General features: G+C 68.3%; 25 protein-coding genes and 1 riboswitch. Of the genes, 17 read left to right on the forward strand and 8 right to left on the reverse strand.

From position 1 onward, the window contains the following. The first annotated feature begins 40 nt into the window (after positions 1–40). The 7 genes from pdhA to GGR16_RS05930 all read left to right on the forward strand — a co-directional run bounded on the left by pdhA (position 41) and on the right by GGR16_RS05930 (position 7,530). The gene (pdhA, locus tag GGR16_RS05900; protein ID WP_183315969.1) at positions 41–1,108 is read left to right on the forward strand and encodes a pyruvate dehydrogenase (acetyl-transferring) E1 component subunit alpha; all 1,068 of its coding nucleotides are present in this window, start codon (positions 41–43) and stop codon (positions 1,106–1,108) included. Positions 1,109–1,208: 100 nt separating this feature from the next. Continuing rightward, positions 1,209–2,609: a pyruvate dehydrogenase complex E1 component subunit beta gene (locus tag GGR16_RS05905; protein WP_183315970.1), complete on the forward strand. Its 1,401-nt coding sequence runs from the start codon at positions 1,209–1,211 to the stop codon at positions 2,607–2,609. Positions 2,610–2,624: 15 nt separating this feature from the next. Then, a complete protein-coding gene (locus GGR16_RS05910) occupies positions 2,625–3,995 on the forward strand; it encodes a pyruvate dehydrogenase complex dihydrolipoamide acetyltransferase (RefSeq protein WP_183315971.1) in 1,371 nt (456 codons plus the stop codon). 58 nt (positions 3,996–4,053) lie between these two features. Further along, a complete protein-coding gene (lpdA, locus tag GGR16_RS05915) occupies positions 4,054–5,493 on the forward strand; it encodes a dihydrolipoyl dehydrogenase (RefSeq protein WP_183315972.1) in 1,440 nt (479 codons plus the stop codon). 118 nt (positions 5,494–5,611) lie between these two features. Next, the gene (locus tag GGR16_RS05920) at positions 5,612–5,893 is read left to right on the forward strand and encodes a GlsB/YeaQ/YmgE family stress response membrane protein (RefSeq protein ID WP_019400294.1); all 282 of its coding nucleotides are present in this window, start codon (positions 5,612–5,614) and stop codon (positions 5,891–5,893) included. A gap of 191 nt (positions 5,894–6,084) precedes the next feature. After that, on the forward strand, positions 6,085–7,044 hold the full coding sequence (lipA, locus tag GGR16_RS05925; RefSeq protein ID WP_019400295.1) for a lipoyl synthase: 960 nt from the start codon (positions 6,085–6,087) through the stop codon (positions 7,042–7,044). A 9-nt stretch (positions 7,045–7,053) separates the two neighbouring features. Beyond that, positions 7,054–7,530: a type II toxin-antitoxin system RatA family toxin gene (locus tag GGR16_RS05930; RefSeq protein WP_026014792.1), complete on the forward strand. Its 477-nt coding sequence runs from the start codon at positions 7,054–7,056 to the stop codon at positions 7,528–7,530. Between the two features lie 7 nt (positions 7,531–7,537). Here the strand turns inward: GGR16_RS05930 and GGR16_RS05935 are convergent, their stop codons facing one another. After that, a complete protein-coding gene (locus tag GGR16_RS05935; protein ID WP_183315973.1) occupies positions 7,538–8,035 on the reverse strand; it encodes a CinA family protein in 498 nt (165 codons plus the stop codon). Next, positions 8,032–9,243: a bifunctional 2-C-methyl-D-erythritol 4-phosphate cytidylyltransferase/2-C-methyl-D-erythritol 2,4-cyclodiphosphate synthase gene (locus GGR16_RS05940; RefSeq protein ID WP_183315974.1), complete on the reverse strand. Its 1,212-nt coding sequence runs from the start codon at positions 9,241–9,243 to the stop codon at positions 8,032–8,034. The genes GGR16_RS05935 and GGR16_RS05940 overlap by 4 nt, the downstream gene beginning before the upstream one ends. 185 nt (positions 9,244–9,428) lie before the next feature. Between GGR16_RS05940 and dusB the strand changes: the two genes are divergently transcribed. The 7 genes from dusB (at position 9,429) to hflX (ending at position 18,695) form a co-directional block, all read left to right on the forward strand. Then, positions 9,429–10,433, forward strand: a complete 1,005-nt coding sequence (gene dusB / locus GGR16_RS05945) for a tRNA dihydrouridine synthase DusB (protein WP_183315975.1) — start codon at positions 9,429–9,431, stop codon at positions 10,431–10,433. Positions 10,434–10,471: 38 nt separating this feature from the next. Continuing rightward, entirely contained in the window at positions 10,472–11,581 is a 1,110-nt protein-coding gene (locus GGR16_RS05950) for a two-component system sensor histidine kinase NtrB (protein WP_026015297.1), read from the forward strand. Positions 11,582–11,593: 12 nt separating this feature from the next. Next, a complete protein-coding gene (ntrC, locus tag GGR16_RS05955; protein ID WP_019403111.1) occupies positions 11,594–13,039 on the forward strand; it encodes a nitrogen regulation protein NR(I) in 1,446 nt (481 codons plus the stop codon). A 105-nt stretch (positions 13,040–13,144) separates the two neighbouring features. Then, the gene (locus GGR16_RS05960; RefSeq protein WP_183315976.1) at positions 13,145–15,424 is read left to right on the forward strand and encodes a sensor histidine kinase NtrY-like; all 2,280 of its coding nucleotides are present in this window, start codon (positions 13,145–13,147) and stop codon (positions 15,422–15,424) included. Continuing rightward, positions 15,421–16,791, forward strand: a complete 1,371-nt coding sequence (gene ntrX, locus GGR16_RS05965; protein ID WP_019403113.1) for a nitrogen assimilation response regulator NtrX — start codon at positions 15,421–15,423, stop codon at positions 16,789–16,791. The genes GGR16_RS05960 and ntrX overlap by 4 nt, the downstream gene beginning before the upstream one ends. 259 nt (positions 16,792–17,050) lie before the next feature. After that, positions 17,051–17,305, forward strand: coding sequence for an RNA chaperone Hfq (hfq, locus tag GGR16_RS05970; protein ID WP_019403114.1), 255 nt, complete (start codon positions 17,051–17,053; stop codon positions 17,303–17,305). A gap of 1 nt (position 17,306) precedes the next feature. Next, entirely contained in the window at positions 17,307–18,695 is a 1,389-nt protein-coding gene (hflX, locus tag GGR16_RS05975; RefSeq protein ID WP_183315977.1) for a GTPase HflX, read from the forward strand. 3 nt (positions 18,696–18,698) lie between these two features. Here hflX and mazG read toward each other — a convergent pair whose 3' ends face one another. Next, positions 18,699–19,532, reverse strand: a complete 834-nt coding sequence (mazG, locus tag GGR16_RS05980) for a nucleoside triphosphate pyrophosphohydrolase (protein ID WP_183315978.1) — start codon at positions 19,530–19,532, stop codon at positions 18,699–18,701. A gap of 327 nt (positions 19,533–19,859) precedes the next feature. On the opposite strand from mazG, the gene GGR16_RS05985 reads away from it, so the two are divergent. The 3 genes from GGR16_RS05985 to GGR16_RS05995 are packed head-to-tail and all read left to right on the forward strand — an operon-like array spanning position 19,860 to position 22,791. Beyond that, a complete protein-coding gene (locus GGR16_RS05985) occupies positions 19,860–20,828 on the forward strand; it encodes a Bug family tripartite tricarboxylate transporter substrate binding protein (protein ID WP_245258918.1) in 969 nt (322 codons plus the stop codon). Next, positions 20,819–21,292 (forward strand): tripartite tricarboxylate transporter TctB family protein, encoded by a 474-nt coding sequence (locus tag GGR16_RS05990; RefSeq protein ID WP_183315979.1) that lies wholly within the window; start codon positions 20,819–20,821, stop codon positions 21,290–21,292. The genes GGR16_RS05985 and GGR16_RS05990 overlap by 10 nt, the downstream gene beginning before the upstream one ends. Further along, entirely contained in the window at positions 21,289–22,791 is a 1,503-nt protein-coding gene (locus tag GGR16_RS05995; protein WP_183315980.1) for a tripartite tricarboxylate transporter permease, read from the forward strand. Before GGR16_RS05990 ends, GGR16_RS05995 begins: the two co-directional genes overlap by 4 nt. Before the next feature lie 19 nt (positions 22,792–22,810). Here the strand turns inward: GGR16_RS05995 and GGR16_RS06000 are convergent, their stop codons facing one another. The 5 genes from GGR16_RS06000 to GGR16_RS06020 all read right to left on the reverse strand — a co-directional run bounded on the left by GGR16_RS06000 (position 22,811) and on the right by GGR16_RS06020 (position 25,727). Beyond that, complete coding sequence (locus tag GGR16_RS06000) at positions 22,811–23,281, reverse strand: Lrp/AsnC family transcriptional regulator (RefSeq protein ID WP_026015299.1); 471 nt, start codon at positions 23,279–23,281, stop codon at positions 22,811–22,813. Positions 23,282–23,301: 20 nt separating this feature from the next. Then, positions 23,302–24,387 carry an NAD/NADP-dependent octopine/nopaline dehydrogenase family protein gene (locus tag GGR16_RS06005; protein WP_019403121.1) on the reverse strand — a complete coding sequence of 362 codons (1,086 nt, stop codon included), beginning with the start codon at positions 24,385–24,387 and terminating at the stop codon, positions 23,302–23,304. Positions 24,388–24,554: 167 nt separating this feature from the next. After that, positions 24,555–24,956 (reverse strand): CrcB family protein, encoded by a 402-nt coding sequence (locus GGR16_RS06010; protein ID WP_183315981.1) that lies wholly within the window; start codon positions 24,954–24,956, stop codon positions 24,555–24,557. Between the two features lie 10 nt (positions 24,957–24,966). Then, positions 24,967–25,359, reverse strand: a complete 393-nt coding sequence (gene crcB, locus GGR16_RS06015; RefSeq protein WP_183315982.1) for a fluoride efflux transporter CrcB — start codon at positions 25,357–25,359, stop codon at positions 24,967–24,969. A gap of 8 nt (positions 25,360–25,367) precedes the next feature. Continuing rightward, a complete protein-coding gene (locus tag GGR16_RS06020) occupies positions 25,368–25,727 on the reverse strand; it encodes a DUF190 domain-containing protein (protein WP_019403124.1) in 360 nt (119 codons plus the stop codon). A gap of 231 nt (positions 25,728–25,958) precedes the next feature. Next, positions 25,959–26,019, reverse strand: a riboswitch (Fluoride riboswitch). Positions 26,020–26,059: the final 40 nt, after the last annotated feature.

Below are 26,059 nucleotides of genomic sequence, written 5' to 3' on the forward strand. Positions count from 1 at the left end.
GCGCTACAACACCGCTCAACAACCCCTTGGGAGGATGTTCATGGCCGTAGCCGCTCGTAAGGCATCGCGCTCCGATGCCGCGCCATCTGCCGTAAAATCGCGCACTGCAAGAAAGACGCAGTCGCCAGCCCAGAAGAAGGGCGCGGCGGGCTTCACGAAGGACCAGGATCTCTTCGCCTATCGCGAGATGTTGCTGATCCGCCGCTTCGAAGAGAAGGCGGGGCAGATGTACGGCATGGGCCTCATCGGCGGCTTCTGCCATCTCTACATCGGCCAGGAAGCCGTCGTCGTCGGCATGCAGATGGCCACGAAGGAAGGCGACCAGGTCATCACCGGCTACCGTGACCACGGCCACATGCTGGCCTGCGGCATGGATTCGAAGGGCGTCATGGCCGAGCTTACGGGCCGCCGCGGAGGATACTCCAAGGGCAAGGGCGGCTCGATGCACATGTTCTCCAAGGAGAAGCACTTCTACGGCGGGCACGGCATCGTCGGCGCCCAGGTCTCGCTCGGCACCGGCATCGCCTTCGCCAACCGCTACCGAAAGAACGGCAACGTCTGCCTGACCTATTTCGGCGACGGCGCGGCCAACCAGGGCCAGGTGTACGAGAGCTTCAACATGGCCGAGCTGTGGAAGCTGCCGGTCGTCTTCGTCATCGAGAACAACCGCTACGCCATGGGCACCTCGGTCTCCCGCGCCTCCGCGCAGACCGATTTCTCCAAGCGCGGCGCCTCCTTCAACATTCCCGGCGAGCAGGTGGACGGCATGGACGTGCGTGCCGTCATGGCCGCTGGCGAGCGCGCCATCGAATGGGCTCGGTCCGGCAAGGGCCCCTACATCCTGGAAATGCAGACCTACCGCTACCGCGGCCACTCCATGTCCGATCCGGCGAAGTATCGCTCGAAGGACGAGGTGCAGCGCATGCGCGAGGAGCACGACCCGATCGAGCAGGTGCGCCGCCGCCTGATCGATCAGTGGAAGCTCAGCGAGGACGAGCTGAAGGCCGTCGACGCCAAGGTGCGTGAGATCGTCAACGAGGCGGCCGAGTTCGCCACGAACGATCAAGAGCCCGACGTCGCCGAGCTCTACACCGACATCCTGAAGTAGGCCGGCCGCCCCGTCGCCGTCTCCGCCCGGTGCGGATGCGGCCCGGCGGGGCAGTGCCGCCGCTTCGATCGCCCGCAATGCTTCGCTCCGAGATCGCCCCATGCCCATCGATATCCTGATGCCCGCGCTTTCCCCCACGATGGAGAGCGGCAAACTGTCCAAATGGCTCAAGAAGGAAGGTGACAGCGTCAAGTCCGGCGACGTGATCGCCGAGATCGAGACGGACAAGGCCACCATGGAGGTGGAGGCCGTCGACGAGGGCGTCCTCGCCAAGATCCTGGTCGGCGAAGGCACCGAGGACGTGGCCGTCAACACGCCGATCGCCGTCATCGCCGGCGAGGGCGAGGATGCAGGCAGCGTCGCCAACAGCACCGCTGCCACCCCCGCGGCGCCTGCGCAGGCGCCGGCCGGCGAGGCCCCGCAGGTCTCGTCCAAGCAGCACGAGGCCCCCGTCTCGGCCGTCGCGGCGCCCCCGGTGGTGAGCGCCCAGCCCGATCCCGAGGTGCCCGCCGGCACCGAGATGGTGAAGATGACCGTGCGCGAGGCGCTGCGCGACGCCATGGCCGAGGAGATGCGCCGCGACGAAGCCGTCTTCGTCATGGGCGAGGAGGTCGCCGAATACCAGGGCGCCTACAAGGTCACGCAGGGCCTCCTGCAGGAGTTCGGCGCCGACCGCGTGGTCGACACGCCGATCACCGAGCACGGCTTCGCCGGCCTCGGCGTCGGCGCGGCCTTCACGGGCCTCAAGCCGATCGTCGAGTTCATGACCTTCAACTTCGCCATGCAGGCGATCGACCAGATCATCAACTCGGCGGCGAAGACGCTCTACATGTCGGGCGGCCAGCTCGGTTGCCCCATCGTCTTCCGCGGCCCCAACGGCGCCGCCGCCCGCGTCGCGGCCCAGCACAGCCAGGACTACGCCGCCTGGTACAGCCACATCCCGGGCCTGAAGGTCGTCGCGCCCTATACGGCGGCCGACGCCAAGGGCCTGCTCAAGGCGGCGATCCGCGATCCCAACCCGGTCATCTTCCTCGAGAACGAGATCCTCTACGGCCACAGCTTCGAGGTGCCGAAGCTCGATGACTACGTCCTGCCCATCGGCAAGGCGCGCATCGCCCGCGCCGGCTCGCACGTCACCCTCGTCGCCTGGTCCATCGGCATGACCTATGCCCTGAAGGCCGCCGAGGAGCTGGCCAAGGAGGGCATCGAGGCCGAGGTCATCGATCTGCGCACCATCCGCCCGATGGACACCGACACGATCATCGAATCGGTGAAGAAGACGGGCCGCTGCGTCACGGTGGAAGAGGGCTGGCAGCAGTCCGGCGTCGGCGCCGAGATCGCCGCGCGCGTCATGGAGCGCGCCTTCGACTATCTCGATGCGCCGGTGCTGCGCGTTTCGGGCAAGGACGTGCCGATGCCCTACGCCGCCAATCTCGAGAAGCTTGCCCTGCCGTCGGTGGCCGATGTGGTCGCCGCGGTCAAGGCCGTCGCTTACGTCTGACGCGGGGAGGGGCCCATGCCGATCAACATCCTGATGCCCGCCCTGTCGCCGACGATGGAGAAGGGCAATCTCGCCAAGTGGCTCAAGAAGGAAGGGGATGCCGTCAAGTCCGGCGACATCCTCGCCGAGATCGAGACGGACAAGGCCACCATGGAGGTGGAGGCCGTCGACGAGGGCGTGCTGGCGAAGATCGTGGTGCCCGAGGGCACCAGCGACGTGCCGGTGAACGACGTCATCGCCGTTCTCGCCGCCGAGGGCGAGGACCCGAAGGCGGTTTCCGCCTCGGGCGGCGCGCCGGCCAAGGAAGCTCCTAAGGAAGCTGCCAAGGAACCCGCCAAGGCCGAGGCGCCCAAGGCTGAAGAGCCCAAGGCGGAGCCCGCCAGGGCCGAAGCGCCGGCCCCGGCCGCCAAGGCCGGCCCCGCGCCGGTCGCCGACGGCAACCGCGTCTTCGCCTCGCCGCTCGCGCGGCGCCTCGCGAAGGAGGCGGGGATCGACATCGCCGCCATCGCCGGTTCCGGCCCGCACGGGCGCGTCGTCGAGCGGGACGTGAAATCCGCGCTCGCCGGCGGCGCCAAGCCCGCGGCGGCGGCCGCCCCCGGCGCGGCCCCGGCCCCCAAGACGGCACCTGCGCCCGCTCCGGCCGGCATGGTCGACGAGCAGGTCAAGAAGCTCTTCGAGCCCGGCTCCTACGAGGAGGTGCCGCACGATTCCATGCGCAAGACGATTGCGCGCCGCCTGACGGAATCGAAGCAGACCATCCCGCACTTCTACCTGTCGGTGGATTGCGAGCTCGACGCGCTGCTCGCGCTGCGCGAGCAGATCAACGCCGCCGCGCCGAAGGACAAGGACGGCAAGCCGGCCTACAAGGTCTCGGTCAACGACTTCGTCATCAAGGCGCTGGCCCTGTCGCTGATGCGCGTGCCGGACGCCAACGTCTCGTGGACAGACAGCGCCATGCTGCGCCACAAGCAGGCGGATGTCGGCGTGGCGGTCTCCATCCCCGGCGGCCTCATTACGCCCGTGGTGCGCAAGGCCGAGACGAAGTCGCTGTCCACCATCTCCAACGAGATGAAGGACTACGCGGCGAGGGCCCGCGCCCGCAAGCTCAAGCCCGAGGAATACCAGGGCGGCTCCACCGCCGTGTCGAACCTCGGCATGTTCGGCATCCGGGACTTCTCGGCCGTCATCAACCCGCCGCACGCGACCATCCTCGCCGTCGGCGCGGGTGAGAAGCGGGTCATCGTCAAGAATGACGCGCCCGCCGTCGCCACGGTGATGACGGTGACGCTGTCCACCGATCACCGCGCGGTCGACGGTGCGCTCGGCGCCGAGCTGATCGCCGCGTTCAAGCAGCTCATCGAGAACCCGATGGGGCTGCTGGTCTGAACCCGCCTCGCCGTTGCCATGCCCCCTCCCTGCGGGGAGGGGAATAGCGGGAGTTCCCATGTCCAGCTACGACATCATCATCATCGGCGCCGGTCCCGGCGGCTACGTCACCGCCATCCGCGCCGCGCAGCTCGGCTTCAAGACGGCGGTGGTCGAGCGCGAGCACCTCGGCGGCATCTGCCTCAACTGGGGCTGCATCCCCACCAAGGCGCTGCTGCGCTCGGCCGAGATCTACCACTACGCCACCCATGCCAAGGATTACGGCCTCGTGCTCGAGGGCACGATGAAGGTGGATACGGCGGCGGTGGTGAAGCGCTCGCGCGGCGTTTCCAGCCAGCTCAACACCGGCGTCGGCTTCCTGCTCAAGAAGAACAAGGTCGACGTCATCTGGGGCGAGGCCAACATCACCAAGCCGGGCGAGGTCGTCGTCAAGGCGCCGACGAAGTCGGTCCAGGGCGCGCCCATCGAGGCGCCCAAGGGTGCGCAGCCGCCCGGCACCTATCAGGCCAAGCACATCATCGTCGCCACCGGCGCGCGCCCGCGCGTGCTGCCCGGCCTCGAGCCGGACAAGAAGCTGGTGTGGACCTATTTCGAGGCCATGGTGCCCGAGAAGATGCCGAAGTCGCTGCTCGTCGTCGGCTCCGGCGCCATCGGCATCGAATTCGCCTCCTTCTACCGCACCATGGGCGCCGAGGTCACGGTGGTCGAGGTGCTGCCGCAGATCCTGCCCGTCGAGGACGCCGAGATCGCCGGCGTCGCGCGCAAGCGCTTCGAGAAGCAGGGCATCAAGATCCTGACCGGCGCCAAGGTGACGAAGCTCGACAAGGCGGCCGACAGCGTCACCGCCCATATCGAGGACGAGAAGGGCGCCAAGCAGACGATCACGGTCGATCGTGTCATCTCCGCCGTCGGCGTCGTCGGCAACATCGAGAATCTCGGCCTCGACAAGCTCGGGGTGAAGACCGAGCGCGGCTGCGTCGTCACCGACGGGCTCGGCCGCACCAACGTGCCGGGCATCTACGCCATCGGCGACGTCGCCGGCCCGCCGATGCTTGCCCACAAGGCCGAGCACGAGGGCGTCATCTGCGTCGAGACCATCAAGGGCCTGCCGACGCACGCCATGGACAAGGCGATGATCCCGGGTTGCACCTATTGCCACCCGCAGGTCGCCTCCGTCGGCCTCACCGAGGCGAAGGCCAAGGAGGCGGGCTACGATGTGCGCGTCGGCCGCTTCCCCTTCATGGGCAACGGCAAGGCGATCGCCCTCGGCGAGCCGGACGGCCTCGTCAAGACGATCTTCGACAAGAAGACCGGACGCCTCCTCGGTGCCCACATGGTCGGCGCGGAGGTGACGGAGCTCATCCAGGGCTTCGTCATCGCCATGAACCTGGAGACGACGGAGGAGGAGCTCATCCACGCCGTCTTCCCGCACCCGACTTTGTCGGAGATGATGCACGAATCCGTGCTCGACGCTTACGGACGCGTCATCCACGTATGAGGAACGTGCGCACCGCACGATGAGCGGCGCGTACAGAACTTCTACCGACTTCTTGCTGTCGAGACGAAGAGGAGCGATCCTTGGTCGCGCTCTTTTTCTCGATTGCAAGGGGGCATTCATGCAAGGGGTCGGTATTCTTGGAGTTCAAGGCGTCAATCTTCTCTGGCTCATTCTTATCGGTATTCTGGCGGGCTTCATCGCCGAGAAGGTGATGAACCGCAACCACGGTCTCCTCACCAATCTCATCGTCGGCCTCATAGGCGCCCTGATCGGGCCCTCGATCCTCGGCGCGCTTGGCCTGATGCCGGCAGGCAGAAGCCTGGTGGTCAGCCTCGTCGTGGCGACGATCGGCGCCATCGTGCTCCTGTTCCTGCTCAGCCTCATCAGGCGGCGCTGGTAGCGTAAAAATCGTACGGTCATGAACGGTCTGAGGATCTGCGCGAGGAGGATGTTTCGCATCCTGCTCGCGGAGCCGTGCTTCGATAATGGGCGCTTTGCCGCGCCCGGATCGGCTTGCCTACTTGCGATACGGCCTGCAAATACATAACCAAGAGAGGTCGTCCGCCAGGGACGACCCCGCGGAGATGTCTGATGGCCGTCGTTCTCGACCTGCTCAATAGCGACCCACGCCCGCGCCACCCGGAGAAGGCCCACCGGCCGGACCAGCCGGTGATGCGCAAGCCGGACTGGATCCGTGTGAAGGCGCCGGGTTCGCCCAAATGGGCCGAGACCAACCGCATCGTGCGCGAGAACAAGCTCGTCACCGTCTGCGAGGAGGCGGGCTGCCCCAACATCGGCGAGTGCTGGGAGAAGAAGCACGCGACCTTCATGATCATGGGGGATACGTGCACGCGCGCCTGCGCCTTCTGCAATGTCAAGACCGGCATGCCCCAGCCGCTCGACAGGGACGAGCCGGAGGGCGTCGCCAAGGCCGTCGAGAAGCTCGGCCTCAGCCACGTCGTCATCACCTCGGTCGACCGTGACGATCTCGCCGACGGCGGCGCGCAGCATTTCGCCGAGGTCATCGCCGCCATCCGCGCCCGCTCGCCGAAGACGACCATCGAGGTGCTGACGCCGGACTTCCTGCGCAAGGAAGGCGCGCTCGAGGTCGTGGTGAAGGCGCGGCCGGACGTGTTCAACCACAATCTCGAGACGGTACCGTCGAAGTACCTCAAGGTGCGGCCCGGCGCCCGCTACTTCCATTCGGTGCGCCTGCTGCAGCAGGTGAAGGAGCTCGATCCGACCATCTTCACGAAGTCCGGCATCATGGTCGGCCTCGGCGAGGAGCGGAACGAGGTGCTGCAGCTCATGGACGACCTGAGGGCGGCCGACGTCGACTTCCTCACCGTCGGCCAGTACCTGCAGCCGACGAAGAAGCACCATCCCATCGTCCGCTTCGTCACGCCGGACGAGTTCAAGGCCTATGAGACGACGGCCTATGCCAAGGGCTTCCTCATGGTGTCGTCGAGCCCGCTGACGCGCTCCTCGCACCATGCCGGCGAGGATTTCGAGCGGCTGAAGGCAGCACGCGCGGCCAAGCTGGGCGCCTGACGGGGCATCATGCCGTCATTTCGCAACAAGCGTCGCGTGCCGCACACTCCGGCACAGATGTTCGACCTCGTGGCGGATGTGGAGCGCTACCCCGCATTCCTGCCGCTGTGCGAGGCGCTGCGCGTGCGCCGGCGCGCCGCGAGCGGCGAGGGGGTGGAGACCCTCGTCGCCGACATGACGGTCGGCTACAGGGCCATCCGCGAGACCTTCACGAGCCGCGTCACCCTCGACAGGCCGCGCATGCGCATTCTCGTCGAATATGTCGACGGGCCCTTCCGCCATCTCGAGAACCGCTGGGCCTTCCATCACCTCGACAACGGCGGCTGCGAGGTGGATTTCTTCATTTCCTACGAGTTCAAGAGCATGGCGCTCGGCCTCGTCATGGGCGCGGTCTTCGAGCGCGCCTTCCACAAGTTCGCGGAAGCGTTCGAGGAGCGGGCCCGCGACGTCTACGGCCGGGGCGGAAGCGTGGCTGCCCGCGCCTGAAGCCAGGTCAAGCCCCGGCGCAGGCCTCTTCGAGCATCGTGAGGGCCACCGCCACCGACAATCGCCGCACCTCGGAGCGGCCGATGTCGCCGAAGCGCTCCTCCCGGTGGAGGACCTTGCCGGTGCGCATGGCGACGGCGAAATGAACGAGGCCGACCGGCTTTGCGGCGCTGCCGCCGCCGGGGCCCGCGATACCGGTGACGGCAACGGCGAGATCGGCCCGCGAGCGGGCGAGGGCGCCCGTCGCCATGGCCCGCGCCACCGGCTCGCTGACGGCGCCGTGTCCGGCGATCAGATCCGCATCGACGCCGATGGCCTCGATCTTCGCCTCGTTGGAATAGGTGACGAAGCCGCGCTCGACGACGTCGGACGATCCGGCGATGGCCGTGAGCGCGCCGGCGACGAGCCCGCCGGTGCAGGATTCGGCCGTGGCGATCTTCAGGCCGCGCTGGCGGCAGGCCGCAAGCAGGGCCTCCGCCTGGGCGAGAATGGCTCCGTCGATCATGCCTGTCCCTCCGGGGATGCCGGCAGGCGCACCGTGGCGCTCGCCTGGGCGGCGATGCCCTCGCGCCGGCCGGTGAAGCCGAGCCCTTCCGAGGTCGTCGCCTTCACGGAAACCTGCCCCGTGCCGATGGCGAGGATCTCGGCGATCCGTGCGCGGATGGCCTCGCGATGCGGCCCGATGCGGGGCCGCTCGCAGACGACGATGACGTCGACATTGTCGATGATGCCGCCGCGCCGGCGCACGCGCTCGCGGGCATCGCGCAGGAAGAGGTCGGAGGATGCGCTCTTCCACTGCGGGTCGGACGGGGGGAAATGGGTGCCGATGTCGCCGTCCGCGATGGCGCCGAGCAAAGCATCGGTCAGGGCATGCAGCACCACGTCGCCATCCGAATGGGCGACGATGCCGCGTTCGTGCGCGATGGCGATGCCGCCGATCATGATGTGATCGCCCTCGCCGAAGGTGTGCACGTCATAGCCGATGCCGAAGCGCACGGTCATGTCGTGCCGGGCCGACAGGCGCCGTTCCGCCTCAACGAAGTCCTCGCCGGTCGTCAGTTTCACGTTGCGCGCCTCTCCGGGAAAGATGTGGACGGTGCCGCCCGCCCATTCGGCGATGGCGCCGTCGTCGGTGAAGCCGTCGATGGCCTGCTCGGCTGCCGCGCGATGGGCGGCGAGGAGCGCCGGGAAGGCGAAGGCCTGCGGCGTCTGTACCGTGCGCAGCATGGCCCTGTCCGGCGTTTCGGCCACGCAGCCGTCGGCGCCGACGACCTTGACCGTATCCGTCACCGAGAGACCGGGCACGGCCGCGCCGTAGAGCTCGGCGGCGGCGATCGCCCGGTCGATGAGCTGCGGCGAGAGGAACGGGCGCGCCGCGTCGTGCACGAGGACGATGTCCGGGGCGCGGCCCATGTGGCCTGCGAGCGCCTCGAGCCCCGCATGGACCGAAGCCTGCCGCGTCGCGCCGCCGAAGCCCGCCGGCAGCAGCTTGCCGTCATGGTCCAGGGAACGCGCGATCTCCTCGTAGATGGCGTGGTCGTCGGGATGGATGACGCACAGGACCTTGGCGATGGCCGGATGGCGCAGCGTCGCCTCGAGGCTGTGGGCGACGAGCGGCCGCCCCGCCAGCGGCCGGTACTGCTTGGGCAGCGCGTGCGGGCGCGCCCGGGTGCCGCGACCGGCGGCGACGATGATGGCTGCAACGAGCGGCATCGAACGGCTCTCGACCTCTCCCCGACCATCCACCCCACTTTGGGGCACGACGAGTCCCGGCCGTTCTGATAAGGCGGCGGGGCGCTGAGCGCAAATGCACCGGGCTGCGTCGAACGGGCCTATTGTGCAGCGCAAGATTATGCGCAATTTTGATGCAATGCTGTGCATGATCAAGAAATAGGCAGATGACTTTAGCAATCGGCCCTGTCGCAATCGACGGACGTGCCTTTCTCGCCCCCATGTCGGGCGTGACCGATGTCGGGCTGCGCCGGCTGGCGCGCCGTTTCGGCGCCTCGCTCGTGGTGTCCGAGATGGTGGCCTCGCAGGAGCTGGCCCGCGGCGACGAGGAAGCGCGCATGCGGGCCGAAGGCGAGGGCGTCTTGCCGCACGTGGTGCAGATCGCCGGCTGCGATCCGCACTGGATGGCGGAGGGGGCCCGCGTTGCCGCGGAGGCGGGCGCCGACATCATCGACATCAACATGGGCTGCCCGGCGAAGAAGGTGACGGGCGGCTGGGCCGGCTCGGCGCTGATGCGCGACCTCGACCATGCCATGCGGCTGGTGGAGGCGGTCGTCGCCGCCGTCCGCGTGCCTGTCACCCTGAAGATGCGGCTCGGCTGGGACGACGCGAGCCGCAATGCACCGGAGCTCGCCCGCCGCGCCGAGGCGGCCGGCGTACGCCTCGTCACCGTGCACGGGCGCACGCGCCAGCAGTTCTACAAGGGCAGCGCCGACTGGGCGGCGGTCGCGGCCGTGCGCGCCGCCACGTCCCTGCCGCTCGTCGTCAACGGCGACATCACCGATGCGGCAGACGCCCGCGAGGCCCTGCGGCTGTCGGGCGCCGATGCCGTCATGGTCGGCCGCGCCGCCGTCGGCCGGCCCTGGCTCGTCGGCGAGATCGCCCGCGACCTTGCGGGGGATGCGGACCGGCCGGGCGCGGCGCCCGATGCCGAGACGAGGGGCGCGGCCGCCGTCGAGCATTACGAGACCCTTCTCTCGCTCTATGGCCGCGAGATGGGCCTCAGGCACGCCCGCAAGCATCTTGCAGCCTATGCCGAACATGCCATCGCGCTCGGCAGCGCGCGCGCCCGCATCGAGCGGGCGCGGATCGTCACGTCCGAGACCCCCCAACATGTCATCGCGGCCCTGCGCGCCATGTTCGCCGACGTGCCGCTCGAGGATGCCGCATGAACGCCCAGGAGATCTTCGCGAGCGAAGAGTTGCCGCTCATGAACAGAGGCTTCGAACAGGACGGCGATGCAATCGTCAATGTCCTGCCGCTTCCCGTCATCACTGTTGATGCCGAGGGGCTCATCACCCAGGCCAACATCGCCGCCGAGAGCTTCTTCGAGACGGGGCTCAACCTCCTGCGCCGGCAGCGCCTCAGCGAGCTCCTGCCGTTCGGCTCGCCGGTCATCGCGCTCGTCGAGGAGGTGCGCCAGCGCGGGGCCAGCGTCAGCGAATACCGGGTCGACATCGGTTCGCCGCGTCTCGGCGGCTCGCGCATCGTCGACGTTTTCGCGACGCCCCTCGCCGAGCCGCGCGGCCGCGTCGTCCTGATGCTGCAAGAACGGACAATTGCCGAAAAAATGGACAGGCAGCTGACCCATCGCGGCGCGGCCCGGTCCATCACCGCGCTGGGCTCCATGCTGGCGCACGAGATCAAGAACCCGCTCTCCGGCATCCGCGGCGCCGCACAATTGCTGGAGGCGACTGCGAACGAAGGCGACCGCCTGCTCACGCGCCTCATCTGCGACGAGAGCGACCGTATCGTGAAGCTCGTCGAGCGCATGGAGGTCTTCGGCGAGGAGCGGCCGATCGAGCGCGGCCCGGTCAACATCCACGACGTGCTCGACCACGTGAAGCGGCTGGCGACCTCGGGCTTCGCGCGCCACATTCGCTTCGTCGAGGAATACGACCCGTCGCTGCCGCCGCTCTACGGCAACCGCGACCAGCTCATCCAGGTGCTGCTCAACCTCGTGAAGAACGCGGCCGAAGCGATCGGGCCGGACGCCGTCGACGGCGAGATCACGCTGGCCACCGCCTTCCGCCCGGGCGTGCGCATGCAGATCCGCGGCTCGGAGGAGCGCCTCAGCCTGCCGCTCGAGATCCGCGTGCGCGACAACGGCCCGGGCGTGCCGCAGGACCTCCTGCCGAACCTCTTCGATCCCTTCGTGACCACCAAGGCGCAGGGAACTGGCCTCGGTCTTGCTTTGGTCGCCAAGGTCATCGGCGATCATGGCGGCATCGTCGAGTGCGAATCCGCCCCGCGGCGCACGACCTTCCGCCTGCTGATGCCGATGCTTCTCGCCCACGACGGGCGGGCAACAAGGACATGATGGGATAACGAGATGCAGCGCGGCAGCGTTCTAGTAGCAGACGACGATGCAGCAATCCGTACGGTCCTCAATCAGGCGCTGTCGCGCGCCGGCTACGACGTACGCTCCACCGGCCAGGCGGCGACGCTGTGGCGCTGGGTTTCGCAGGGTGAGGGCGACCTCGTCATCACCGACGTCGTGATGCCGGACGAGAATGCCTTCGACCTCCTGCCGCGCATCAAGAAGATCCGGCCGGAGCTGCCGATCATCGTCATGAGCGCGCAGAACACGTTCATGACCGCGATCCGCGCCTCCGAGCGCGGCGCCTATGAATACCTGCCCAAGCCCTTCGACCTGAAGGAGCTCGTCGCCATCGTCGGCCGCGCCCTGTCGCGCCCCCGCGGGGCCGCGGTCTCGGCGCACGGCATGGAGGGCGAGGACATCCCCCTCGTCGGCCGTTCCCCGGCCATGCAGGAGATCTATCGCGCGCTGGCGCGCCTGATGCCGACGGACCTCACCGTGATGATCACCGGTGAGTCGGGCACCGGCAAGGAACTGGTGGCGCGCGCTCTGCACGACTACGGCAAGCGCCGCAACGGGCCCTTCGTCGCCGTGAACATGGCCGCCATCCCGCGCGACCTCATCGAATCGGAGCTCTTCGGCCACGAGAAGGGGGCCTTCACCGGTGCCACCGGCCGCAACGCCGGGCGCTTCGAGCAGGCGGAGGGCGGCACGCTCTTCCTCGACGAGATCGGCGACATGCCCATGGAGGCGCAGACGCGGCTCCTGCGCGTGCTGCAGCAGGGCGAGTACACGACCGTCGGCGGCCGGGTGCCGATCAAGACCAACGTGCGTATCATCGCGGCCACCAACAAGGACCTCAGGGTCTCCATCAACCAGGGCCTGTTCCGGGAGGATCTCTACTTCCGCCTCAACGTCGTGCCGCTGCGCCTGCCGCCGCTGCGCGAGCGCAGCGAGGACATTCCCGACCTCGCGCGCCACTTCTTCGGCATGATCGAGAAGGAGGGGCTGGCGCGGAAGCAGATCGACGCCGAGGCCCTCGACAAGCTCAAGCGCTATCGCTGGCCGGGCAACGTGCGCGAGCTCGAGAACCTCGTGCGCCGTCTCGCCGCGCTCTATCCGCAGGAGACGATCACCGCGCCGATCATCGACGCCGAGCTGGAGCCCGTCGGCGCGCTCGCTGCCGATGACGCGATCGCGACGGCGGCGCCCGCGAGCCTGTCGGAGGCCGTCGAGCAGCATCTTGCCGCCTATTTCGCCGAGTTCCCCGACCGGCTGCCGCCGCCCGGCCTCTATCACCGCATCCTGAGGCAGATCGAGCCGCCGCTGATCGGCGCCGCGCTTGCCGCCACCCGCGGCAACCAGATCAAGGCGGCGGAGCTGCTCGGTCTCAATCGCAACACATTGCGGAAGAAAATTCGCGACCTCGACATGCAGGTGATCCGCAGCACGCGATGAGCGCTCCCTGCGCTCTGTCATATTTTGACAACACTGTTGTCTTGATGCATCACAGGGGCAGTCGAGTCGCTTGCTGAGCCGTTCGGCTCGAAGATTCGAGGCCTCGTGACGTCAACATCGAACCAGGGCACCCGCAGCACGGTGCGCGACGAGAAGGGCTCGGCGCGCGTCTCCGGGCTGGTCGGCACCATCGCCGTGGTCACGGCGCTGGCGAGCGCGCTCATTACCTTTCTGGTGCTCGCCGGGCTCACGCCCATCCTGCCGACGCACGAGGTCGTCGTCTGGGCGCTGTTCATCAATGTCGTCCTCGTCATCGCGCTCGTCGCGATCGTCCTGTGGGACACGTGGAGCCTGTTTCGCGCACGGCGCCGGGGTGCCGCCGCGGCGGGGCTGCACGTGCGCATCGTCTCGTTGTTCAGCCTCGTCGCGGCCTTCCCGGCCGTGCTCGTCGCCATCGTCGCCACCGTGACGCTGGAGCGGGGGCTCGATCCCTGGTTCACGGGCTCGCTCAAGGCGCTGATGACGAACACGCTCGACATCGCCAGGGCCTATCGCGACAGCCAGTGCCGCTCGCTGGTGCGCGAGACCTACCTGATGGCCGACGACCTCAACCGCGCCAAGCCGATGTTCGACGTCGACCGGCGGCTCTACCGGGATTTCATGACCTCCCGGGCGCTCTATCTCGGCTTTCCGGTCGCCATGCTGTTGAAGCAGGACGGCGAGGTCCTGGAGCGCATCGAGGCCAAGCAGCTCGAGGGCCTCACGCTGCCGGACAAGGAGGTGCTGGCGGGGGCGAGCCCGACCGACGCCGACTGCCTCATCACGAGCAACAGCAATATCTTCCGCGCCGTCATCAAGCTCCCCTCCTATGACGATGCGGTGCTGTTCGTGGCGCGGGCCGTCGATCCGCGCGCCGTCTCCTTTCCGGGGGAGGCGGAGGCAGGCGTCGCCTATTACCAGGCGCTCGAGGCGAAGAAGGCCGGCATCCAGATCGCCTTCGCCTCGATGTTCGCGCTCGTCGCGCTCATCGTCCTCCTGTCGGCGGTGTGGCTCGGCCTCAGCTTCGCCAACCGCCTCGTCGCGCCGATCCGCCGCCTCATCCACGCCACGGACCAGGTGGCGACCGGCAATTTCTATGTCCAGGTGCCGATCCGCCGCGCGGAGGGCGACCTTGCCCATCTCGGTGCCACGTTCAACAAGATGACGAGCGAGCTGCGCCAGCAGCACGACAGCCTCACCGAGGCGAGCGATGTGCTCGACAAGCGCCGGCGCTTCACCGAGGCGGTGCTCGCCGGCGTCTCCGCGGGCGTGGTGGGCACCGATGCGCGCGGCCGCATCACCATCGTCAATCCTTCGACGGAGCAGTTGCTGCGCCAGCCGGCGTCGCGCCTCGTCGGCCGCCCCGTGGCCGAGGCGGTGCCGGAGCTCGCGGAGCTTGTCGAGGAGGCCCTCACCAGCCGCCACCGGCAGTTCGTGCAGGGGCAGATCTCCATCAACCGCGACGGGCGCGACCGCATGCTCACGGTGCGCGTCACCAGCGAGCAGGCAGTCGGCCAGGACAAGGGCTTCGTCGTCACGCTCGACGACATCACCGACCTCGTCACTGCCCAGCGCACCTCTGCCTGGGCGGACGTCGCGCGGCGCATCGCGCACGAGATCAAGAACCCGCTGACGCCCATCCAGCTCTCGGCGGAACGCATCCGGCGCAAGTACGGCAAGGTCATCGTCAGCGACCGGGAGGTCTTCGACCAGTGCGTCGCGACCATCGTGCGCCAGGTGGACGACATCAAGCGCATGGTCGACGAGTTCTCGTCCTTCGCGCGCATGCCCAAGCCGTCGCTCGCCCGCGACGACGTGGTGGAGACGGTGCGGCAGGTCGTCTTCCTGATGCGCGTCGGCAATCCCGAGATCACCTTCGAGGAGCGCTACGAGCCCGAATCCATCGCCGCGCGCTTCGACCGGCGCCTCATCTCCCAGGCGGTGACGAACATCGTCAAGAACGCCACCGAGGCGGTGCTCGCCGTGCCGGAGGAGGAGCGCGGGCCGGGCCGCATCGCCGTCGCCGTCACGATCGAGGACGGCGGGCGGGTCGTCATCGACATCGCCGACAACGGCAAGGGCTTCCCGCGCGAGGGGCGCCAGCGGCTGCTGGAACCCTACATGACGACGCGAGAAGGGGGCACGGGCCTCGGCCTCGCCATCGTCGGCAAGATTCTCGAAGACCACGGCGGCGGCATCGAGCTCATCGATGCACCGCCGGACGAGCGCGGGCGCTCCGGCGCGCGCGTCAGACTGTGGTTTCCCATGACCGACGCGGCCGAAGGCTCCCCCGATGAGGGCGGGCCTGCGAGAGCCGCGGCATTGCATACGGGGCAGGAAGGATGAGCGCAGACATCCTGGTCGTTGACGACGAGGCCGACATTCGCGAGCTCGTCGCCGGAATTCTGGAGGACGAGGGGCACCGCACGCGCACCGCCGGCAGCTCGGACGAGGCGCTGGGCAGCATCGAGCAGCGGCGGCCGCACCTCGTCTTCCTCGACATCTGGCTGCAGGGCAGCCGGCTCGACGGACTGCAGGTTCTCGACAACATCAAGGAGAACCATCCGGAATTGCCGGTGATCATGATCTCCGGCCACGGCAACATCGAGACGGCCGTCTCCGCCATCAAGCGCGGCGCCTACGATTTCATCGAGAAGCCCTTCAAGGCCGACCGGCTGGTGCTCGTCGCCGAGCGTGCGCTCGAGGCCTCGCGCCTCAAGCGGGAGATCAAGGAGCTGCGCACGCGCTCGGTCCAGGCAAGCCGCATCGTCGGGCGCTCGGCCGCCATCAACCAGCTGCGGCAGGTGGTGGAGCGCACGGCGCCAACGAACGCGCGCGTCCTCATCAGCGGCGCGCCAGGCGCCGGCAAGGAGCTGACGGCGCGCACGCTGCATGGCCTCTCCAGCCGGGCGAACGGGCCCTTCGTCGTCATCAACGCGGCGACGATCACGCCCGAGAACATGGAGAGCGAGCTCTTCGGCGTGGAGGCCGGCGAGGGCAGGGCGCGGCGCACCGGCGCGCTCGAGGAGGCCCACGGCGGCACGCTCTACATCGACGAGATCGCCGACATGCCGCGCGAGACGCAGAACCGCATCCTGCGCGTTCTCGTGGACCAGAACTTCCAGCGCGTCGGCGGTGCGACGCGCGTCCATGTCGACGTGCGCATCATCTCCTCGACGAGCCACGATCTCACCGAGGCCATCTCCGCCGGCCGGTTCCGCGAGGACCTCTTCCACCGCCTCAGCGTCGTGCCGATCCGCGTGCCCTCGCTCGCCGAGCGGCGCGAGGACGTGCCGGAGCTCGTCGAGTTCTTCATGGAGCAGATCTCGTCGGCGACGGGCCTTGCCAGGCGCCTCATCGCCGAGGACGCCATGGCGGTGCTGCAGACGCACGACTGGCCGGGCAACGTGCGCCAGCTGCGCAACAACGTCGAACGGCTGATGATCCTCGCCGGCGGCGATCCGGACGTGTCGGTCACCGCCGAGATGCTGCCGGCCGAGATCGGCTCGCTCGTGCCGACGACGCCGGCCGGCGCCGGCGGCGAGAAGCTGATGAGCCTGCCGCTGCGCGATGCGCGCGAGATCTTCGAGCGCGAATATCTCATCGCCCAGATCAACCGCTTCTCGGGCAACATCTCGCGCACCGCCGAGTTCATCGGCATGGAGCGCTCAGCCCTGCATCGCAAGCTCAAGTCGCTGGGAATCGGCTCGTGAGCAGAATGGAAAGGCGCGTTCCGCCAACGCCAGGTCGCGCTCGGCCTCAGGCGCGCGCTCCATTCCACGGCGGAACTCGCCTAAAACGGCAATAAACAAACTTAATGCGCGCAAGACCACTTGCGCGTAAAGTCCTATGCCTTTGTAATGATATCAACCGGTCTTGATATGCCCTGGGCCTGGGACGATTCTCTCCAGCGGGCAAGAACAACAAAAGCGCGCCGAGGACCGGCGGCGGCACGGCTGACGAGGCTCAACAATGGCGGGCGAACGCACGCAGAACCTGCAAGACACTTTTCTCAACAACGTCCGTAAGAACAAGGTTCCGCTGACGATCTTCCTCGTCAATGGCGTGAAGCTGCAGGGCGTCGTGACCTGGTTCGACAACTTCTGCGTCCTTCTGCGCCGGGATGGCCATTCGCAGCTTGTCTACAAGCATGCGATCTCGACGATCATGCCGGGCCATCCGATTCAGCTCTTCGAGCAGGGCGACGAGGGCGGCGAAAAGGCCTGACTTGACCGAACCGAAAAACCGAAAGGGCGCGCTTGCCGCGCACCTGACCGAGCCTGAGAAGACCGTCGCCTCGGGGACCGCGACCTTCGTCGTCGGTCCTTATCCTGCGCGCAAGGCACGCGTGCGGGAGGAGGGCGGAGCGAACCTGCGGGATCCGCAGGCGCGGCTCGACGAAGCGGCGGGCCTCGCGCGCGCCATCGACCTCGACGTCGTCGAGGCCTTCATCGTGACGCTCGACGACGTGCGCCCGTCGACCTATCTCGGCAAGGGCAAGGTCGAGGAGCTGACCGGGGCCATCAAGGCCTCCGACATCGGCCTCGTGGTGATGGATTGCGCCCTGTCGCCGGTGCAGCAGCGCAACCTGGAGCGGGCCTGGGGGTGCAAGGTCATCGACCGCACCGGCCTCATTCTCGAGATCTTCGGCCGCAGGGCCCAGACACGCGAGGGCGCGCTCCAGGTCGAGCTGGCGCATCTGGCCTATCAGAAGAGCCGGCTGGTGCGCTCGTGGACGCACCTCGAACGCCAGCGCGGTGGCTTCGGCTTCCTCGGCGGCCCGGGCGAGACGCAGATCGAGGCGGACCGGCGCATCATCCAGGAGCGCATGACACGGATCGAGCGCGACCTCGAACAGGTCAAGCGCACCCGCTCGCTGCACCGCGCCAGCCGCCGGCGCGTGCCCTATCCCGTCATCGCGCTGGTCGGCTACACCAATGCCGGCAAGTCGACGCTGTTCAACCGGCTGACCACCGCCTCGGTGATGGCCGAGGACATGCTGTTCGCGACGCTCGACCCGACGGCGCGCGCCATCACCCTGCCGCACGGCGAGAAGGCCATCCTCTCCGATACCGTCGGCTTCATCTCGGACCTGCCGACCATGCTCGTCGCCGCCTTCCGCGCGACGCTGGAGGATGTCGTCGAGGCCGACGTGCTCCTGCACGTGCGCGACGTGTCGCACGAGGACACCGAGGCCCAGGCGGCCGACGTCGAGACCATCCTGCGCGAGCTCGGCATCGACGAAGCGCGCCAGCGCAGCCTCATCGAGGTCTGGAACAAGGCGGACCTGCTCGACGATGCGGGCCGCGAGCGCCTCGCCACGCTCGCCGTGCGCAAGGGCGACGGGCAGCCCGTGCTCGTGTCGGCCCAGACGGGATACGGCATCGACACCCTGCTCGCCGAGATCGAGGCGCGCATCGCCGCCGGCCGCCCCGTATACCAGGTGGACCTCGCCCCGACGGAAGGGGCGACGCTCAACTGGCTCTATGAAGAGGCCGAAATCCTCAAGCGCGAGGAGGGCGAGGACGGGCACATCGCGCTGACCATCCGCCTGTCGCCCGACAAGGAGGCACGCCTGACCCGGCGCTGCCCCGGCGCGCGGCGGGTTGCGGCCTGAGCCTCACGCGCCCTCGCGTTCCCTGCGCTTGGCTTCCTGCCAGATGTCCTCCATGTCCTCGAGGGAGACGTCGGACATGGAAGCGCCTTTGTCTTCAACGACTTGCTCGATGAAGCGGAATCGGCGCTCGAACTTGGCATTGGTGCCGCGCAGCGCCGCCTCGGGGTCGATGTCGAGATGGCGGGCGAGATTGGCGACGGCGAACAGCAGGTCGCCGATCTCATCCTGCTGAGCCGCCCGGTCGGCCGAATCGAGCGTCTCCTCCACCTCGCGCAGCTCTTCGCGGATCTTGTCGACGACGGCCCGCCGCTCGGTCCAGTCGAAGCCGACCGTCGCCGCCTTGCGCTGCAGCTTCTCGGCCCGCGTCAGCGCGGGCAGCACCTTCGGCACGTCGGCGAGGAGGCCCCGCGGCGCGTCCTCCTCCTCGCCCGCGGCGGAGCGCTCGCGGCGGCGTTCGTCCTTCTCCTGCCGCTTGATGTCGTGCCAGAGCGCCTTCACCGCCTCCGGGGCGAGATCGCGCGCCTCGCCGAAGACATGCGGATGGCGGCGGATGAGCTTGGCGGTGATCGCCTGGACGACGTCGCCGAAGGCGAACAGCCCCTCTTCCTCCGCCATGCGGGCATGGAACACGACCTGCAGCAGGAGATCGCCGAGCTCGTCGCGCAGGTCGAGGAAATCCCGACGCTCGATCGCGTCGGCCACCTCGTAGGCCTCCTCGATCGTATAGGGCACGATGGTATCGAAGGATTGTTCGAGGTCCCAGGGGCAGCCGGTGCCCGGCGTGCGCAGCGCCGCCATGATGGCAAGGAGCACCTCGATATCGCGGGATGGTGTCATGTCGAGCCTCGGGGTCGGGCGGCAGCGGCCGATGGGGGCCCTCAATAGCAGAATTTTCGGCCGGTGCCCCTGTTCGGCTCCACACGGTGGGTGACAGTAATATTTCAGGCAGGGACGAGCGTCCGCACGGCATTTTCAGGGCGGGGGCCGGCAGCGGCGTGAAAGGAAAACCTATTCCGCTGCGCCTGGGCTATCGTCACGCCATCGTGCCGGCAAAGCTGTCCTTGTGCGGTACGTTGAAAAGAACATGTCGGCCGTTATAGAGGACGATAAGATCGGCTGTGCGCCGCCGTCCCGATGCGGCGGATTTTCGGAGGAGTGGAGCAGATGAAACGAGTTTTCCGCGCAGGGCTCATGGGAGTGGCTGCCGCCGTGGCGTTGTCCGGCAGCGCCCTTGCGGCAGATTATCCGACGAAGCCGATCGAGATGATCGTCGCCTTCGCGCCGGGCGGCGGCACCGACGTTGCCGCCCGCTCGATCGCGAGCTTCATGGAGAAGCACCTCGGCGGCGGCGCGCGCATCGCCGTCATCAACAAGCCCGGCGCCGGCGGCGAGATCGGCTGGACGGCGGTCGCCCAGGCCAAGCCCGATGGCTACACCATCGGCTTCATCAACGTGCCGGCCATCAATGCGCTCGTCGTCGAGGGCAAGGCCAAGTTCAAGATGGACGACTTCCAGCCCATCGCGAACCTCGTCTACGACCCGGGCGTGCTCGTCGTCGGCAAGAACAGCCCGTACCAGTCCGTGAAGGACCTCGTCGAGGCGGCCAAGGCGAAGCCCGGCTCGATCGCCATCGGCACCTCCGGCGCCGTCGGCTCGTCCGAGCACATCACCATCCTCAATTTCGAGCGCCTGGCCGACGTCAAGCTGACGCACGCGCCCTTCGGCGGCACGGCGCCGGTGCGCCAGGCGGTGCTCGGCGGCCACATCCCCGCGGCGACGATGAATCTCAGCGAGGCGCTGCAGCTCTCGCGCGAGGGCGAGATCCGCGTCATCGGCGTCATGAGCGAGGAGCGGTCGGACTATCTGAAGGACGCGCCGACCTTCCGCGAGCAGGGCTATGACGTCGTGGCCGGGTCCTCGCGCGGCATCGCCGCGCCCAAGGGCATGCCCGCCGACATCGTCGCCCAGCTGGAAGCGGCGGTCGACAAGGCCCTGAACGATCCGGAATACCTCGAGGCGGCCAAGAAGGCGGAGATCCCGCTGCACTATCTCGCCTCGGGCGACTACAAGGCCTTCCTCGACAAGAGCACCGCCGACCTCGAGGCGACCTGGAAGGTCTCGCCGTGGCGGTGACGGCCGGTCCCTCTCGACGCATCGTCGAGATCGTGTTCGCGGCGGCGCTCATCGCCGTCGCGGGTGCGGTATTCGTCCTCTCGGCCGATTATCCGGCCGAGAGCGCGGCCTTCCCGCGCGTGCTGGCGGCACTGCTCGCCTTGTGCGCCGTCGTGGTCACCGTGCGCCAGCTCCGGCACGGCGCCGAAGCCGGCGGGCAGCCGTTCTTCGCCCATCTGCCGCGCTTCCTGCTCGCGGTCGTGATCCTCGTCGCCTATGTCGCGGCCATCGGCGTCGCCGGCTACCTGCTGCCGAGCTTCGCGCTCGCCGTCGGCCTGCCGTTCGTGCTCGGCTATCGGCGCCTCGCGCTCACCGTCCCGCTCGCCCTCGGCACGCTCGCCGCGATCGTGCTCATCTTCAATGTCGTTCTCGAGCGGCCCCTGCCGCCCGACGTCCTGATGCACCTGTGGGAGACGGTGCGGTGATCGATGCCCTTGTCCACGCCCTGCCACACGTCTTCGCGCCGGCCAATCTCCTCGCCGTCGTCATCGGCTCCATCGCCGGCCTCGTCGTCGGCGCCTTGCCCGGCCTCACGGTGACGACGGGCATCGCCATCCTCATTCCCATCACCTTCGGGCTCGATCCGCTGTTCGCGCTCGGCATGATGGCCGGCATGTACAATGCCGGCAGCTATGGCGGTGCCATTCCCGCCATCCTCATGCGCGTGCCCGGCACGCCGGCCTCCGTCGCCACCATCCTCGACGGCTACGAGATGACGAAGCGGGGCGAAGCCGCCTATGCGCTGCAGGTCGCGGTCGTCTCCGGCGTCATCGGCAGCGCCCTCTCGGCCATCGCGCTCATCCTCTTCGCGCCGCCGCTCGTCAAGGTGAGCCTGCTGTTCGGGCCGGCGGAATATTTCTGGCTGGCGATGCTCGGCCTTGCCACCATCTCGGCGCTGCTCGGCGACGACCTCGTCAAGGGTGTCACCGCCTCGCTCATCGGCCTCCTCATCGGCACGGTCGGGCAGGACCTGACGAGCGGCACGGAGCGCTTCACCTTCGGCAGCCTCGAGCTGATGGACGGTTTCAGCATCGTGGTGCTGCTGACCGGGCTCTTCGCTTTGCCGCCGGTCTTCCAGATGGCGGAGGAATCGATCAAGGAAGGCATGTCGGCCGCGGCCCTGAAATTCAGGAAGCAGCGCTCCGTCCTGCGCGAATGGCGCTATTTCCTGCCCGTCTGGCTGCGCAGCTCCGCCATTGGCGTCTTCATCGGCATCATGCCGGGCGCCGCCGGCAGCATGTCGTCCTTCCTCGCCTATAACGACGCCAAGCGCGTGGCGCGCAGCCCGGAAACCTTCGGGCAGGGCAACCCGGAGGGTGTCGCGGCCTCGGAGGCCGGCAACGGCGCGGACAATGCCGCCGCGCTCATTCCGGCCCTGTCGCTCGGCATTCCGGGCTCGGGCGTCGCGGCCATCATTCTCGGCGGGCTGCTGGTCCACGGCCTCAGGCCCGGGCCGCAGCTCTTCCGCGACCATCCGGACGTCGTCTACGGCTTCATGCTGCAGATGCTCCTGTCCGCCTTCCTGCTGCTCGTCGTCGGCGGCCTTGCCGCGACGCGCATCTTCGGCCAGGTGCTGCGGCTGCCGCGCGTGGTGCTGGCGCCGCTGATCATCCTCTTCGTCGCCATCGGCGTCTATGCCGTCAACAACGCGATGTTCGATCTCTACATCCTCGTCGGCGTTGGGCTCGTCGCCTATGTGATGGAGAAGCTGGGCTATCCGCAGGCGCCCGTCGTGCTCGGGCTCATCCTCGGACCGATGGCCGAGAGCCAGCTGCGGCTCTCGCTCACCATCTCCCAGGGCAACCCGGCCGTGCTGGTGTCGTCCTGGGTGTCGATCATCATCGCGCTGCTGACCGCCCTCGTGCTGGTGACGCCGCTCTACCGGGCCTGGCGCGAGCGGCAGCGCAAGCCGGCGGCGGCCTGAAGGCCGCCGCTCGGCCCGCTCAGCCCGAGGCGAGGGCGTAGTCGAGCGGTATCTCGGTCGTCGACTTGATCTCCTCCATGGCGAACATGGAGGAGACGTCGGTGAGGTCGACGCGGCTGATGAGCTTCTTGTACACCGCGTCATAGGCCGCGATGTCGGTGACGAGGGCGCGCAGCAGATAGTCGATCTCGCCGCTCATGCGGTAGACGTCGACGATCTCCGGAATATCGGCCACGGCCTTCTGGAACTTCTCGAGCCAGGCGAGCGTGTGCTGGCTGGTGCGCACCGCGATGAACACCGTGACGCCGGCGTTGAGCTGCTTGCGGTCGAGCAGGGCGACGCGCTTGCGGATGATGCCGGCCCGCTCCAGCTTCTGGATGCGCCGCCAGCACGGCGTGGGCGAGAGGCCCGCCCGCTCCGCGATCTCGGCGATGGAGAGGGTCGCATCGCCCTGCAGGGCGGCAAGGATGCGACGGTCGAATTCGTCGATCGCCATGGGCTGTCCGCCTGCTATGCCTTGCCCGCCGGCCAGCCGTGCCGGGCGCGCTGCAGCAGTTCGTCCTTCGACAGGCCGTCGAGGCCGAGCACGGGCAGGAGGTCGTTCTCGGCCCGGAAATCGCGCCCCCAGATGGCCGAGACGAGCGTGATCGCCGCCGCATGCACCGAGGTGTCGACGCCCGCGATCTTGCCCACCGCCTCGGCGAAGACGAGACCGTAGGGCACATCCTCGAGGATGAAGCGCGTATCGAGCGAGGTCGGCCCGGGCGGGCCGCCGCGCCGCGCATGGATCGTCCGCGCGATCTCGGCGAGGTCCGTCATCGGTACGTCGAAGGAGCGGTGGAAATGCTCCTCGATGGGATGGATCGTCAGGCCGAAGGCGCCGGCGACGGCGAGCCGCTCGTGGTCCAGCGTCGTGATCAGCCGGCTGACGGAATCCGTCATGTAATGGTACTGCGGCCAGTTCTCGCCGCGTTCGATGCGCGTGAGATTGCCGAGCGCCAGCCCGAGATGGGCCACCGGGTTGATGTTGATGAGCGAGGTGGCGAGCACGTCGGATTGCGCGAGAAAGCGGTCGCCGAAGAGCGTCCGGCAGGTCTCGATGCCGACGGCGGCCTGCGAGACGGGCAGGGTGGCGACATGCAGGCTGGTGCGCACCGTCATGATCGCGACCTCGGTGCCGCTGCGCCGGCGCGCCGTCAGCACCGTGGTGCCCCAGGTGGCGATCGGCACCTCGACGCCCCGCTCGGCGAGGAGACGCGACAGGTAGAGCGCGCTCAGCGAGCACAGCGAGCTGATGATCACCACCTGGCCCGGCCGGATGTGCGGGGCCGCCGCCTCCATCACGGTGCGATGCCCGTTGCCGGGAACGGCCACGAGGATGACGTCGGCATCCGCCACCGCCCCGGCCGCGCTCGAAGCGACCTCCGGCCGGCACTCGCCCTCGATCTTGCCGCTGTAGCGCAGGCTCTCCCCCGCCGCGAGCTCGCGCGTGCCCGCGCCCGACGGCGACCAGAGCACCGGCACATGGCCGTGGTGGGCGAGCCAGGCGGCGGTGGCAAGACCGATGCCCCCGGTCCCGAGAATGGCAACCTTCATGTCGTCTCCCGAAAGATTCCTTGTACACACCGGCGCATTTCCGGCGCCGGCTGCCGATCATAGCGCGGTGCGCGGGAAATCCTGCCCCAATTTGCCGGGCTGTGGAGCATGCAATTTCGGGTGGTTATTTGAGCGCCCGCCTTCGCGCAAAACGGTTCCCGCGCCCGCTAGCGATTGAGGCGGGCCGCGAGCGCATGGCCGGCAAAGACGGCGCAGAGCGACAGGAGGACGACGGCGGCCAGATAGAGCGCGGCGACCCCGGGGCGGTCGAGGAGGAGGATGAGCGTATCGAGGCTCATGGCCGAGAAGGTGGTCAGCCCGCCGCACAGTCCGCCCATGACGAACTGGCGCCCGGCCGGGCTGATAATGATGCGCCCGTCGGGGCCCGTAAGGGTCGCGAAGAAGCCGATCACGAACGAGCCCGCGACATTGACGATGCCGGTCGTGCTGTAGGGCGGGACGACGGGCCACGCCCCGGTGCCGACGGCGACGAGAAGGCGCAGCAGCGACCCGAGGGCCGCGCCGCAACCGACGGCGAGATAGATGCGGATGGTCTCGCGCCGCGTCATCGCCCGTGCCTCACCGTGCGAGGCCTGCTGCGGCCAGAAAGCCTGCGCCGGTGGCGGCGAGGCAGGCGAGGGCCGAGGCCACGACGTTGAAGGCCGCGCCGCGCTGCTCGCCGTCGAGCGAGAGATTGAGTGTCTGCAGGGAGAACGAGGAGACGGTGGTATAGCCGCCGCAGAACCCGACGATGAAGAACGCGCGAAACGCTTCGCCCGCAAAGACACCGCCGTGCCTCTGGCCAAGCCCGGCGAGAAAGCCGATGAGGGCGGAGCCGGAGACGTTCACCGCGAAGGTGCCCCAGGGAAAGGTCTCGCCGACCCGGCGGCCGACCGCGCCGGAGACGAAGAAGCGGGACGTGCCGCCGAAAAAGCCGCCGAGCAGCACGAGGAGACAGGCCTGAAGGCTCATGGCGAGGCTCACGGCGTCGAATCGTCTGCCGCGCCGGCGCTGCCGCCGTAGCGCACCACCGTGACCTTCTCGAGCGTGACGAGGCAGCTGCTCGTATAGGCATCGAGCAGGGGCAGGAAGCTCTGGATCTTCTCGTCGCTGTCGACGATCTCGATGACGACCGGCAGGTCCTGCGACAGCCGCAGGATCTTGGCCGTGTGGAGAATGCTGGAGCGGCCGAAGCCCAGTGGTCCGCGCAGCACCGTGGCCCCGGCCAAGCCCGCCTCGCGGGCTTTCAGCACGATATCCTCGTAGAGCGGGCGACCATTGGCGCGGTCGTCCTCGCCGATGAAGATCCTGAGCAGCGTGGCCTTCTGCGATATCTGCACGGCAAATCCTCCGAACAGGACTGCAACGGATTATCGGCGCAGGAAGGAGTTCCGCACCGGGCTGGTACGGGACAATCGGCTGCGCAGCGGTTGGGAGGGGCGGGCCGGCGGGATACGCCGGGCGCTGTGCTGTTCGTTCACGTGGATCCGCATGGCTCGCTCCCTTCTGTCGTCAACAGTCGGACGGCCCGATGCGGAAGGAGAATGGACACGTTCCCACCGCGCTTGAGGCGCCCGGTAGGAGTCATCAGCCTCTGCGGCGGTTACGGGGGACCCCATCCCCTGCGGTCTCCTTGATAGCCAACCCGCTGGAGAGGCACAAGAGACCTGCC

It is taken from the genome of Chelatococcus caeni (assembly GCF_014196925.1).
GTDB classification, from domain to species: Bacteria; Pseudomonadota; Alphaproteobacteria; order Rhizobiales; family Beijerinckiaceae; genus Chelatococcus_A; species Chelatococcus_A caeni.

What these genes read in the sequence shown, in the direction of transcription:
- pdhA (WP_183315969.1), top strand. Translation starts at nt 41, where the DNA reads ATGGCCGTAGCCGCTCGTAAGGCATCGCGCTCCGATGCCGCGCCATCT.
- GGR16_RS05905 (WP_183315970.1), top strand. Translation starts at nt 1,209, where the DNA reads ATGCCCATCGATATCCTGATGCCCGCGCTTTCCCCCACGATGGAGAGC.
- GGR16_RS05910 (WP_183315971.1), top strand. Translation starts at nt 2,625, where the DNA reads ATGCCGATCAACATCCTGATGCCCGCCCTGTCGCCGACGATGGAGAAG.
- lpdA (WP_183315972.1), top strand. Translation starts at nt 4,054, where the DNA reads ATGTCCAGCTACGACATCATCATCATCGGCGCCGGTCCCGGCGGCTAC.
- GGR16_RS05920 (WP_019400294.1), top strand. Translation starts at nt 5,612, where the DNA reads ATGCAAGGGGTCGGTATTCTTGGAGTTCAAGGCGTCAATCTTCTCTGG.
- lipA (WP_019400295.1), top strand. Translation starts at nt 6,085, where the DNA reads ATGGCCGTCGTTCTCGACCTGCTCAATAGCGACCCACGCCCGCGCCAC.
- GGR16_RS05930 (WP_026014792.1), top strand. Translation starts at nt 7,054, where the DNA reads ATGCCGTCATTTCGCAACAAGCGTCGCGTGCCGCACACTCCGGCACAG.
- GGR16_RS05935 (WP_183315973.1), bottom strand. Translation starts at nt 8,035, where the DNA reads ATGATCGACGGAGCCATTCTCGCCCAGGCGGAGGCCCTGCTTGCGGCC.
- GGR16_RS05940 (WP_183315974.1), bottom strand. Translation starts at nt 9,243, where the DNA reads ATGCCGCTCGTTGCAGCCATCATCGTCGCCGCCGGTCGCGGCACCCGG.
- dusB (WP_183315975.1), top strand. Translation starts at nt 9,429, where the DNA reads ATGACTTTAGCAATCGGCCCTGTCGCAATCGACGGACGTGCCTTTCTC.
- GGR16_RS05950 (WP_026015297.1), top strand. Translation starts at nt 10,472, where the DNA reads ATGAACAGAGGCTTCGAACAGGACGGCGATGCAATCGTCAATGTCCTG.
- ntrC (WP_019403111.1), top strand. Translation starts at nt 11,594, where the DNA reads ATGCAGCGCGGCAGCGTTCTAGTAGCAGACGACGATGCAGCAATCCGT.
- ntrX (WP_019403113.1), top strand. Translation starts at nt 15,421, where the DNA reads ATGAGCGCAGACATCCTGGTCGTTGACGACGAGGCCGACATTCGCGAG.
- hfq (WP_019403114.1), top strand. Translation starts at nt 17,051, where the DNA reads ATGGCGGGCGAACGCACGCAGAACCTGCAAGACACTTTTCTCAACAAC.
- mazG (WP_183315978.1), bottom strand. Translation starts at nt 19,532, where the DNA reads ATGACACCATCCCGCGATATCGAGGTGCTCCTTGCCATCATGGCGGCG.
- GGR16_RS05985 (WP_245258918.1), top strand. Translation starts at nt 19,860, where the DNA reads ATGAAACGAGTTTTCCGCGCAGGGCTCATGGGAGTGGCTGCCGCCGTG.
- GGR16_RS06005 (WP_019403121.1), bottom strand. Translation starts at nt 24,387, where the DNA reads ATGAAGGTTGCCATTCTCGGGACCGGGGGCATCGGTCTTGCCACCGCC.
- GGR16_RS06010 (WP_183315981.1), bottom strand. Translation starts at nt 24,956, where the DNA reads ATGACGCGGCGCGAGACCATCCGCATCTATCTCGCCGTCGGTTGCGGC.
- crcB (WP_183315982.1), bottom strand. Translation starts at nt 25,359, where the DNA reads ATGAGCCTTCAGGCCTGTCTCCTCGTGCTGCTCGGCGGCTTTTTCGGC.